Source organism: Streptomyces sp. NPDC060205 (assembly GCF_042728395.1).
Taxonomy (GTDB): domain Bacteria; phylum Actinomycetota; class Actinomycetes; order Streptomycetales; family Streptomycetaceae; genus Streptomyces.
Window position 1 is genome coordinate 1 of sequence record NZ_JBHWZP010000293.1, and the last position, 11,597, is coordinate 11,597.

8 protein-coding genes and 1 pseudogene are annotated in these 11,597 nt (G+C 71.5%); 4 read left to right on the forward strand and 5 right to left on the reverse strand.

Annotated features, from left to right (window positions below; all coding sequences use genetic code 11):
• The 3 genes and pseudogenes from ACFWGJ_RS34820 to glgB all read left to right on the forward strand — a co-directional run.
• A pseudogene (locus ACFWGJ_RS34820) lies at positions 1–101 on the forward strand (alpha,alpha-phosphotrehalase); the annotation flags it as partial.
• A gap of 106 nt (positions 102–207) precedes the next feature.
• Positions 208–1,665: a maltokinase gene (locus tag ACFWGJ_RS34825; protein ID WP_387332598.1), complete on the forward strand. Its 1,458-nt coding sequence runs from the start codon at positions 208–210 to the stop codon at positions 1,663–1,665.
• 53 nt (positions 1,666–1,718) lie between these two features.
• Positions 1,719–4,229, forward strand: coding sequence for a 1,4-alpha-glucan branching enzyme (gene glgB, locus ACFWGJ_RS34830; RefSeq protein ID WP_387332600.1), 2,511 nt, complete (start codon positions 1,719–1,721; stop codon positions 4,227–4,229).
• A 40-nt stretch (positions 4,230–4,269) separates the two neighbouring features.
• Here the strand turns inward: glgB and ACFWGJ_RS34835 are convergent, their stop codons facing one another.
• Genes ACFWGJ_RS34835 through ACFWGJ_RS34850 form a run of 4 tightly spaced genes read right to left on the reverse strand, consistent with a single transcriptional unit; the run spans position 4,270 to position 8,607 of the window.
• A complete protein-coding gene (locus tag ACFWGJ_RS34835) occupies positions 4,270–6,528 on the reverse strand; it encodes a hypothetical protein (protein WP_387332602.1) in 2,259 nt (752 codons plus the stop codon).
• Positions 6,525–6,854 carry a hypothetical protein gene (locus ACFWGJ_RS34840; RefSeq protein ID WP_387332603.1) on the reverse strand — a complete coding sequence of 110 codons (330 nt, stop codon included), beginning with the start codon at positions 6,852–6,854 and terminating at the stop codon, positions 6,525–6,527. Before ACFWGJ_RS34840 ends, ACFWGJ_RS34835 begins: the two co-directional genes overlap by 4 nt.
• Complete coding sequence (locus ACFWGJ_RS34845; protein WP_387332605.1) at positions 6,851–8,299, reverse strand: PrsW family glutamic-type intramembrane protease; 1,449 nt, start codon at positions 8,297–8,299, stop codon at positions 6,851–6,853. Before ACFWGJ_RS34845 ends, ACFWGJ_RS34840 begins: the two co-directional genes overlap by 4 nt.
• Complete coding sequence (locus tag ACFWGJ_RS34850) at positions 8,296–8,607, reverse strand: hypothetical protein (RefSeq protein ID WP_387332607.1); 312 nt, start codon at positions 8,605–8,607, stop codon at positions 8,296–8,298. Before ACFWGJ_RS34850 ends, ACFWGJ_RS34845 begins: the two co-directional genes overlap by 4 nt.
• Positions 8,608–8,878: 271 nt before the next feature.
• Here ACFWGJ_RS34850 and ACFWGJ_RS34855 point away from each other — a divergent pair, with 271 nt between their 5' ends.
• Positions 8,879–9,133 carry a hypothetical protein gene (locus tag ACFWGJ_RS34855; protein WP_387332609.1) on the forward strand — a complete coding sequence of 85 codons (255 nt, stop codon included), beginning with the start codon at positions 8,879–8,881 and terminating at the stop codon, positions 9,131–9,133.
• Here ACFWGJ_RS34855 and ACFWGJ_RS34860 read toward each other — a convergent pair.
• Positions 9,128–11,440, reverse strand: coding sequence for a HelD family protein (locus ACFWGJ_RS34860; RefSeq protein ID WP_387332611.1), 2,313 nt, complete (start codon positions 11,438–11,440; stop codon positions 9,128–9,130). The genes ACFWGJ_RS34855 and ACFWGJ_RS34860 overlap by 6 nt on opposite strands.
• Positions 11,441–11,597 lie beyond the last annotated feature (157 nt).

The following is an 11,597-nucleotide window of genomic DNA, read 5'->3' on the forward strand; positions in this document are numbered from 1 at the left end:
TCGGCGGCGTCCGCTTCCCCGCCATCGGCGAACTCCCCTACCTCCTCACCCTCGCCGGCCACGGCTTCTACTGGTTCCGCCTCCGCAAGGACGCCCTCTAGGACCCGGCCCCGACCGGCACGTACAACGGACGGCGGGGCGGTTTCCCCCGCCCCGCCCTGGGCACGCAGTAGTAACACCCCGACTCCGGGGAAAGGACGCGACGCCATGTCCGAAGCCGTCATCCGCTCAGTGCACTCCGCTTCGACGAGCCCCGGCCTTCTCGCGTCCCTCGATCCACTGCTTCGCGAGTGGCTTCCACGGCAGCGGTGGTTCGCGGGAAAAGGCCGTCCCGTCACCGGGTTCTCCCTGGTCTCGGCGACCGAGGTACTGCCACTGAACTCCGTCGGGCTGGGCCTGCTCCATCTGCTCGTACGGGCCCATCAGCCGCTCGTGCCCACGCAGAGCGCGCCCGCGCATCCGGCCGACTGCTACCAGCTGCTGCTCGGCGTGCGCGAGACGCTGCCGCCCCGGCTGGCACCCGCGCTGATCGGCCATCCGGCCCAGGGGCCACTGGCCGGACTGACCGTGTACGAGGCCCTGCACGACCCGCGGCCCGCCGATGTCCTCCTGGAAGCCCTGCGCGAGCGGGCGCACATCGGTGAGCTGCGCTTCGAGCGGGACATGGCGCAGGAGATCCGGGGCGACCTGGTGCCGCGCCTGGTGACCGCCGAGCAGTCGAACTCCTCTCTCGTCTATGGAGATACGTTCATCCTGAAGCTCCTGCGCCGGATCGTGCCCGGGATCAACCCCGATCTGGAGCTGCCGCTGGCACTGGCCCGCGAGGGCTGCGCACGGGTCCCGGCACCGGCCGGCTGGATGCTCGCGGATCTGCCCGGCGACGCCCTCGGCCCCGGCCAGGGCGATCCCGGCGACCCGTACGTCCTGGGAGTCCTCCAGCCCTTCCTCCAGGGCGCCTCGGACGGCTGGGACCTGGCCCTGCGCGAACTCGCCAAGGGTGAGGACTTCAGCGGTGCGGCGCGGGCGCTCGGCCGGGCCACGGCCGAGGTGCACACCGCGCTGGCCCGAGCGCTGCCCGAGGTGACCATGGGACGCGCGCAGATGGAACTGCTGGTGGAGGGCATGACCGAGCGGCTGACGGCGGCCGTCCAGACGGTGCCCTCGCTGCTGCCGTACGCACCCGGTCTGCGGTCCGCGTTCGACGCGCTCGCCGATCTGGCGGGCGAGGGGCAGACATGGACGGCCCAGCGGATCCACGGGGACCTGCATCTGGGCCAGTGCCTGCGGTCGCCGTCCGGCAGCTGGTCGCTGATCGACTTCGAGGGCGAGCCCTCCAAGCCGCTCGCCGAGCGGCGCCTGCCCCAGCCGACCGCGCGGGACGTGGCCGGCATGCTCCGCTCCTTCGACTACGCCGCGCACTCGCTCCGGACCGAGGGCACCCGGGTGTCCGCCGTACCCGGCTGGGCGGACGCGTGCCGGGCCGCGTACTGCTCCGGTTACGCCGAGGCCGGCGGGCGTGATCCGCGCACGGACCCGGTGCTGCTGCGCGCGTACGAGACCGACAAGGCCATCTACGAAGTCGTGTACGAGGCACGGCACCGGCCCGACTGGCTGCCCGTGCCGATGGCGGCAGTCCGCCGGCTGGCCCTTCCCGAACCGTCCTGACCCGCATCGACCCGCCCCGCTCCACCTCTCACCGTGCCGAGGAGGCTCCGCCCGTGACGCCCCGCCCGAACCCGCCCGCCAAGAAGCCGAAGAGCTCGAAGGCCAAGGCCAAGTCCGCCGACAAGGCCGCAGACAAGGCCAAGGTCACCGGCAAGGCCGCCGACAAGGCGAAGGTGAAGCCGGCGGTGGAGGAGGTGCGGTCCGACGCACAGGCCGAAGCCGTACAGGCCGAAACCGCTCAGGCCGACGTACAGGCCGAAGCCGTACAGGCCCATGCGCGGGCCGAGGCCCTGGAGCCCGCACCCGTCACATCCGTCACGCCCGTCACGCCCGCGGTCACACCCACCCCGGTTCAGGAGGCCGTCCAGGAGGTGCGGTCGCTGGCCGTGCTGGACCGGGCCGACCGGGAACGGCTGCTCGGGGGCGCGCACCACGATCCGCACTCCGTGCTCGGCGCCCACCCGGTACCGGACGGTGTGGTCTTCCGGGTGCTGCGGCCGTTCGCGCTCGCCGTGACCGTCGTCGCCGAAGGACTGCGGGCCGCACTGCACGACGACGGGGACGGGTTCTTCTCCGCCGTGCTGCCGCTGCGGGAGGTGCCGGAGTACCGGCTGGTCGTGGAGTACGAGGGCGCGGTCCAGGATGTCGAGGACGCGTACCGCTTCCTGCCCACGCTCGGCGACCTCGATCTGCACCTGTTCGGGGAGGGGCGCCACGAGCAGCTGTGGACGATGCTCGGCGCGGAGCCGATGGAACACCAGGGCGTGTCCGGCACCCGCTTCTCGGTCTGGGCGCCCAACGCCCGCGGTGTACGGATCTCGGGGTCGTTCAACTTCTGGGACGGGACCGCGTTCCCGATGCGCTCGCTGGGCTCCTCCGGGGTGTGGGAGCTGTTCGCGCCCGGCGTGCACGAGGGAGAGCTGTACAAGTTCGAGATCACCCGCCCCGACGGGACGAAGACGATGCGCGCCGACCCGATGGCGCGGCGCACGGAGCTGCCGCCCGCCACGTCGTCGGTGATCCACGCCTCGCGTCACGAGTGGCAGGACGAGGAGTGGATGGCCCGCCGGGCCGACCGCCCCGCGCACCAGGCCCCCTTCTCGGTCTACGAACTCCACCTGGCCTCCTGGCGACCGGGCCTGACCTACCGTCAGCTGGCCGAGCAGCTGCCCGTCTACATCTCCGACCTCGGCTTCACGCACGTCGAGCTGATGCCGGTCGCCGAACATCCCTTCGGCGGCTCCTGGGGCTACCAGGTCACCGGCTTCTACGCCCCCACCGCCCGGCTCGGCACCCCCGACGACTTCAAGTACCTGGTCGACGCGCTGCACCGGGCCGGCATCGGCGTGATCATGGACTGGGTGCCCGCGCACTTCCCGCGCGACGAGTGGGCGCTGGCCGAGTTCGACGGACGGCCTCTGTACGAGCACGAGGACCCGCTGCGGGCCGCGCACCCCGACTGGGGAACCCTCGAATTCGACTACGGGCGCCGCGAGGTGCGCAACTTCCTGGTCGCCAACGCCGTGTACTGGTGCGAGGAGTTCCACATCGACGGACTGCGCGTCGACGCGGTCGCCTCCATGCTCTACCTCGACTACTCGCGCGAGGCCGGACAGTGGACGCCCAACGTCCACGGCGGCCGGGAGAACCTCGACGCGGTCGCCTTCCTCCAGGAGATGAACGCCACCGTCTACCGGCGCGAGCCCGGTGTCGTCACCATCGCCGAGGAGTCCACCGCGTGGGACGGCGTGACCCGGGCGACCCACCACATCGGGCCCGGCGGCTTCGGCGGGCTCGGCTTCGGCCTGAAGTGGAACATGGGCTGGATGCACGACTCGCTGGACTACGTCTCCCACGAGCCGGTGCACCGCAAGTACCACCACCACGAGATGACGTTCTCGATGGTGTACGCGTACAGCGAGAACTACGTCCTGCCGATCTCCCACGACGAGGTCGTGCACGGCAAGCGGTCGCTGGTGTCGAAGCTGCCGGGCGACTGGTGGCAGCAGCGCGCCACCCACCGCGCGTACCTGGGTTTCATGTGGGCCCACCCCGGCAAGCAACTCCTCTTCATGGGTCAGGAGTTCGCCCAGGGCGCCGAGTGGTCCGAGGCGCACGGGCCCGACTGGTGGCTCCTCGATCCGTCGTACGGGGCCGAGGCCGACCACCGGGGGGTACGCGACCTCGTCCGCGACCTCAACGGGGTGTACCGGGAGGTGCCTGCGCTGTGGGAACTGGACACCGATCCCGCCGGGTTCGGGTGGGTCGCCGGGGATGCCGCCGAGGACAACGTCTTCGCGTTCCTGCGGTTCGGGACGGACGGCTCACCGCTGCTCGCGGTGTCCAACTTCTCGCCGGTCGTGCGGCACGAGTACCGGCTCGGGGTACCGGACGATGTGCCGGCCTGGCACGAGGTGCTGAACACGGATGCGGGGCGGTACGGCGGGGGTGGGGTCGCGAACGCCGACCCCGTGAAACCGGACGACCAGGCCTGGCACGGCCGCCCGGCCAGCATCCGCGTAACGCTGCCGCCGCTCTCGACGGTGTGGCTGCGCCCGGCGTAGCCCGGGGTTCCTCGCCCCGGCCCTCACGCACCTGACGCGGCTAGGTCCTCCTTCTCCGGGGGGCCTCGACCGCCGCCCGTCGCAGCGGACTCGTCGACGAGGACGTGTTCAGATGCCGGCGACGGCGCCTGAGGAGGAGGAAGGCCGCGGGGAGCAGCACGAGCGGGAGGAGACGCAGGGCCCATGTGCCCGCGCCGGCCGAGGTGTCGGGCGGACCGAGACCTGACGCCTCACGGGGGGTCGGGGCGCCGAGCCACACCGTGTCGGCGTCCATGGAGGGTGTACGCAGCGAACGGTCCACCCCCTTCGGGAGCTTCGCGAAGTCCGCCTCGAAGCGGGTGTCCGGGACCTGCCGGAGGGAGACCCGGGAGAAGTCGACCCCGCCGTAGACGTAGTTCTTGGCACCGCCGCCCGCGAGTTCTTCGGTGACGTCGAACTCGCCCCGGGTGTAGGAGTCGACGTACTGGTCGAACGTGTCCCTCGGCTTCCAGCGGGCCGTGGTGCGCCAGTGCGTGATGTCGCCCGAGTCGATCAGGTCGCCGTACGTCGTGTCCTGCGTCCTGGCGCGTTCGCGGTACCACTGCGCCGCCACCCGGGCGAGGTGGACGCGGCGCAGGTCGGCGTACTCCGGTGCGGTGTTCACCGCCTTCGTCAGCTCGGGCAGGACCAGGGTGCGGTACAGGTCCTCGTTGTGCTCCTCGGAGGCACGGTCCGGCCGGGGGCAGGCGGGAGGAGCGTCGCCGGTTCCGCCGGCTTCCGACAGGTACTCCGACTCCATCTGCACGTCGAGCGGCGCGTCCAGGATGTACAGCTCGTCGCCGTCCTCGTGGACCGACGCCGGCGCGGACGTGATCCAGTTGCGGGACGACATGCACTCGCCCCGGAGGCCGTCCCAGTACCGCCGGCCGAGCGCGGTGTGCGGGTGGATGAGTTCGCCGACGGTCTTCTTCATCCGCAGGTCTGCCTCCAGCATGATCCGCCCGACGTCGGTACGGCCCAGCTCCTCGTCGACCACGCGCTCCGGTTCGGTCGGGTTGAGGTTGACCCAGAAGGCCGAGGGATCCAGGGAGAGCCAGACGAAGAAGGCGTCGGAGGTGCGGGCGGCGGCCGAGACACCGGTGGACGTGCGGTTGTCGCCCTTGAGGGGGTCGCGGTCCGCACCGAAGGAGTACCGCAGGCCGCTGCCGTCCCCCGGGTCGGCCAGATAGCGCAGTTCCATGGTGGAGAAGTCGATGCCGCCGTTGTTCCCCCCGGGGACGGCCAGGGTCGCGCCCAGACCGGTGGCGGCGTCGGAGGCCGCTCCCCCGCCCCGGCCCCCGTCGCACGCGCCGTCCGCCTTCGCCGCCGCGAGCACGAGCGCGGACGGTACGGGGCGGCGCTGCGACCGGGCGTCCGGGAGCGCGCACGAGGGACCCGAGGGGAGGGCGAAGGGGGGCTTGAACGCGCTCTCCTCCCAGTTCTCCTTCTTCGCCGTCTCCATCACCCCGTCGAGATCCACACCCAGCTGTTCCTGCGCGACGCCGTTGCGGTACTGCCTCTCCTTGCCGTACGCCTTCTCCACCTTGAGCTTGGCTTTCCTGTCGGCGTCGGACTTCCCCTCGGCAGCCCAGTCCTTGGCGAGTTTCGCCATGTCCTCGGCCTTCTGAGCGGTTTCCTTGACCGTGAGGTCGTACGGGTACGCGAAGAGGGTCCGCGTCTGCCGGAGGTAGAAGCGGGAGCACTTGGCGCACTGCTGCCGTTCGGACGCCGAGGCGATCTTCATCTCCGGGGCGACTCCGGCTTCGTCCTCCAGCTTCTGGAGCCACCCCTCCGAATGCAGGCCCTCACCGCTCAGCGCGGCGATGCCGGGGATCTCGTTGTATCCCTTCTCCTCCAGTTGCTCGACGAGCCGCGGGTCCAGGAATCTCTTCATCGGTTTGAGGTCGACCATCGACGCCCGCCAGGCCCGGCGGGATTCGAAGGAGGCGTAACGGGGGTTGCCCAGAAGACTGTTCAATTGCTTTTCGGTCAGCAGCAGCGGGTTGAGGAAGTCGACCGCACCGTTGCGGGACTGGTTGAAGGCCTGGTGCTTCTGGTGGTCGGGAAGCAGGCGCCTGAGGAGGAAACGCAGCTGCTCGACCGGCATGAGCGGTGGACTGAGCAGGGGATTGTCGAACGCCTTGTCCTTCGAGAGGTTCGTCCCGTCCGCCGCTCCCGGCGGCCGGGTGCCGTCGTCCGCCGCGCCGGGCCGGGGCCCGGCGACTCCCACGAGAAGCACCAGCAGCAGCGCCGTGAGCGCGCGGGCCCCCTGCCGCCTCACGTCTCTTCCCCGTCCCCGCTCCGCTCCTCCCCACCGAACACCTCGTCGATCAGGGCGAGGTCGGACTCCCCGGACGACCGCGACCGCGTCACCGCACGAGCCAGCCATACCCCTGCCCCCGTCACGGCCACCGCCCACACCACCCCCGACGCTCCCCTGGCCACCCCCTCCGGACAGCTCCCGGCCCGGGTCGGCAACCCGCCGTGGTACGTGGGCGCCGCGCACTGGGCGGAGGCGGACGGGGGCGAACCCAGTACGAGAAAAACGACCGCCGCGAACAGAGCGGCCATCCGTACGGCGAGAGCGACGATCGCGGCCTTCCTCATGACAGCTCCTCCGCTCCCGCCGAAGTCCCCTTCAGCTCCAGCACCCGCTCCCGCAGCCGGAACTCGGACGGGATGAACTCGTCGGCCTCCGCCCGCCCCCGGTGCCATCCCTGCGTCGCCAGGTCCAGCTGTGCCTGCTGGAACCGCATCAGGTGCCGCACTCCCGCCGTACCGTCCCGCCGCCACACCCGCAGCTCCAGCGCCAGCCTCCGGCGCGGGGAGAGCAGCAGCCCGATCTCCGGCTCCGTCACCGCACCGCGCCCGGACGCGGCCTCCGCGGCCAGCGCACGGCCCACCCCCGCGGCCTGCTCGCGCAGCCCCCGACGCAGGACGAGCACGCCCAGTACCACGAACGCGCCCGACGTGATCAGCGTCAGCAACGGCACGCCCAGCAGCAGACTCAGTGTGTCGTCGTCCCCGAACCAGCCCGACCTGTACCGGTCGAGCCGTATCAGCACCATGTCCGTCCAGAAGTGGCCGCCCACCGCCGCCGTCAGCCCGCTCGCGACCACCACCAGCCGGTCCCGGCGTCCGGTCAGCCATCTGGTCGCACCGATCCCGGCCCCGGCGAGCGCCGTGAACGCCACGTGCGTCGCCATGAGACCGACGACCTGCCGGTCCCAGAACTGGGTCGGATGGTGGGCGACGTTGATCAGGCTCATGAAGTGGACCGTCTCGACGAGGTTGTACCCGAGGCCGACCGCCGCACCGATCACCACTCCGGACACCACACCGTCGAAGTGACGCCTGAAGAGGAGGAACAGGACCGCCACCCCGGCCGCCTTGCCCAGTTCCGCCACCACGGCCGCGTTCAGCGCCATCAGCGTGACGTACCTGCGCACCTCGGCCTGCGGGCGCTCGAAGTCGAGGAGGAACCCGGGCGCGTACCGCTGGTACCAGGTCATCATCACGATCCCGAACCCACCGCCGATCAGCGCACCCCACCCGAAGCCGCTCAGCAGCAGCCACCCGGGCATCCGCCGCAGCGACTGCGTCCGGTGCACGAACAGCAGCGCCGCCCCGCTGACGAGCAGGCAGAGCAACAGCTGCCGCGGAGCGTTCCCGAACGCCGCCGCCGGCATGGCGGCGAACGGCAGCAGCAGCGCGGCGAGGATCCCGAACCGGCAGGCACGGACGTTCCGTACGGGCAGCCCGCCGCCCCCGGCGCGCCGGGCGGCAGACAGCCGCAGACCGAGTACGAGGGCGACCGCCCATCCGCTCAGCAGCAGTACCCGCGTCACCTTGAACGGCGTCGGCTCGGGCGGCAGGAAGCGGATGAAGACGTTCGACCACTGGTGCAGGTCGGGCGCCGACCAGAAGAGGAGCTGGCCGACGGCGTAGGCCACCGACAGCCCGGCCGCGATCACGATCGCCGTCGTCGTCCCGCGCCGGGCCGCCGGCGGGTGCGCGGGCATCGGCGGCACCACGCCGGTTCCGGCGGTCATGAGCCGTCGCCCAGTGGGGGAATGGAGAGTTCGGGCAGGCTGGGAACGTAGGTGGGGAAGCTCGGGACGCCCTCGGTCGGAAGGTTCGTCGGCAGGTCGTCCGGCAGTTCGGTGGGACGGTCGGTCCAGTAGTCAGTGGGCAGGTCGGTGGGCAGGTCGGTCGGGAATCCACTCGGCAGGGCAGTCAGTCCCGTGCCGGTCGGATAGGACTCCGGCAGCGGATACGCGGGATCGGTGGAGACGCCGAGCACGACGGCGACGAGGGCGCACACGGCCCCGATCCCGCCGGCGACCGCCAGGAGCAGCACATGGGGCCGGGGTCCCGGCTCGGGCCCGCCGTCGGGTAATTCCGGTAAGGGTGCGATGGCTGCCTCCCCCGAGGTGTGCCGACCACGGCTGCGTCCGATGCACACGTCCGCACCGCGTGGAAGGCCCGCTGAGCCTACTTGCCCCACATCATGCCCATTCCTGCGCCCGAGTTGAACCCGTATACGCAGATCGCCATCGGCGTACGAGCGGAGGGAACCCTTCGCGGCCGTCTCCTCGCGGTCGTCACAGGAGGTTGGCAGGGGGAGGCACATGGACCGTACGGCGGAGGTCGTGCAGGACGGGAATCCCTGGCTCGCCCGGTCGCCGCACGCCCTGGTCGCCGTGGCCCTGCTGGTCCTGTCCGGCCTCCGCGCCGTACCGGTGGCGGACGAGTACGAGGGCCGGCAGGCCTACCGCGACGCGTCCGTCCGCCCGGCCGGCGGGGGCGACCCGCGTGCCGACCGCCTCGTACCCGGCACCGGCCGGATCACGGACGGACACCTCGTCGGCCTCGGCCGTTCATGAGTCCTGCGCCTCCTCACCTGGAGAGCGCCTCTTCCCACGTACCTGGCATGCGGGTCGGACCTCACCCGCCAGCGCCTCGGCCAGCGCCTCCGGCAGGGGAGCCGCGTGCACGATGCCCAGTGACTGCGTGGCCCGGGTCAGGGCCACGTACAGGTCGCTCGTGCCGAAACGACCCGGCTCGACCACCACCACCGCGTCGAACTCCAGCCCCTTCGCCTGCCGGGGATCGAGCAACGCCACCGGTCGGGTCAGGTCCGGGTCCTGCCCCGCCACCACCCCGTCCAGCCGGGCCGCCAGCTCCCCGTGCAGGTCGCGCGGCGCGATCACCGCCAGCCGTCCCTCGGCCGGGGCGAGTTCGGCGACGGCCTTCTCCACCGCCCCGGGCAGGTCTGCGCCCGAGCGCACGACGGGCCGCACCCCCGTGGACCGTACGGAGCTCGGCGGCTCGAAGTCCGTGTGCTCCGCGCGGAGGAGCGCCGCCGCGACGTCCATGATCTCGGACGGCGTGCGGTAGTTGACCGCGAGGCGGGTGTGCTCCCAGCGGTCCTCGACATAGGGGTGGAGGATGTCCGACCAGGAGCCGACCCCCGCCGCCTCGGCCGTCTGCACCGGGTCCCCGACCAGCGTCATCGACCGTGTCGGACTGCGCCGCATCAGCAGCCGCCAGGCCATCGGCGACAGCTCCTGCGCCTCGTCGACGATGATGTGCCCGAACGCCCAGGTCCGGTCGGCCGCGGCCCGTTCGGCGGCACTGCGGTGGTCGTCCTCCTCGTGGCGTTCGGCCATCCGTTCGGCGTCGATGATGTCGTGCGCCGACAGGACCTCCGCGTCCTCGGCGTCGATGTCCTCGAACTCGTACGTCCTGGACGCGTAGGAGACGTCGAGGACGCCCTGTGCGTAGGCGACCTGCCGGTCCCGTTCCTGCTCGGCGGCGGCGCGGGTCATCCGGTCGTCCTCGCCGAGGAGTTCGGCGGCCTCGTCGAGGAGGGGCACGTCGGACGTCGTCCAGGCCCGCGTGACCGGACGGCGTACCGCTTCCGCGTCCGCCACGGTGAGGTACGCGTCGGGCTCGGCGAGGAAGTCCGCGACGAGGCGCCGCGGGGTGACGCGCGGCCACAACTGGTCGATGGCGGCCCAGACCTCGGGGTTCTCGGCGAGGTCGTCGCGGATCTGCGTGATGTCGCTGGGGTCGAGCAGATTCGTGCCGTCGAAGGGGTCCGTGCCGATCCGTTCGGCGACCATGTCGGTGAGGGTGTTGAAGATGTGGCCCTCGAAGTGTTCGCGGGCCACGTTGTGCGGCAGCCGCGCCGCGCGGGTGCGGTCGCGGGCGACGCCCACGAGACCGGCGTCGAGCATCAGGATGTCCCGGTCGTGCTCGATGGCGATCACCGGGTCGGGCAGCGCCTGCCGGTCGCGTACGACGGCGGCGAGGACGTCGGCCATGTCGGCGCGGCCCTTCACGGCGGCGGCCTCGGGGGTGTCGGAGGCGGTCGCCCGTACGCCGGGGAACAGCTCGCCGACGGTGGCCAGCAGGACGCCCGTCTCGCCGAGCGAGGGCAGCACCTCGCCGATGTAGCCGAGGAAGGCGGGGTTCGGGCCGACGATGAGGACGGCCCGCTTGGCGAGCAGTTCCCGGTGTTCGTAGAGGAGGTACGCCGCCCGGTGCAGCGCGACGGCCGTCTTGCCGGTGCCGGGGCCGCCCTCCACGACCAGGATGCCGCGGTGCGGGGCGCGGATGATGCGGTCCTGCTCGGCCTGGATGGTCTGCACGATGTCGCTCATGCGGCCGGTGCGCGCGGAGTTGAGCGCGGAGAGCAGCACGGCGTCGCCGGTGGGGTCCTCGTGTCCGGTGCGCCGCCGGTCCCCGAGGTCGAGGATCTCGTCGTGCAGGGCGGTGACGGTACGGCCCTCGGTGGTGATGTGCCGGCGGCGGCGCAGGCCCATGGGGGTGTGGCCGGTGGCGAGGTAGAAGGGGCGGGCGACCGGGGCCCGCCAGTCGATCAGGATCGGGGTGTGCTCGGTGTCGTCGGCGCGGATGCCGATACGGCCGATGTGGTGGGTGGGACCGGAATCGGAGGGGCCGGAGGGGTCGGTGAGGTCGATGCGGCCGAAGCAGAGTGAGCCGTCGACCGCGTTCAGCGCGGCGAGCAGGCCGGAGCGCTCGGCGACGAGGACGTCCCGTTCGAGGCGGGCCTGCATGGGGGTGTTGCCCTGCGCGAGGGCGTCCGCCACCGAGGCCTCCGTGCCGCCGCGCAGCGCGTCGACGCGCGCGTACAGGCCGTCGATGAATTCCTGCTCGCGGCGCAATTCGTCGTCCGGCAATCCATTGGTCGTGTTCGAGGTGCTGTTTGACAATTCCGCTCCCGGCCGGATATGCTGTGCACAGTGAACTTCTCCGTGACTCTTTTTACGTAAGTCGCGAACCATTCAATATACGCAAACAAATCCCCCGCAGGCAATTGCC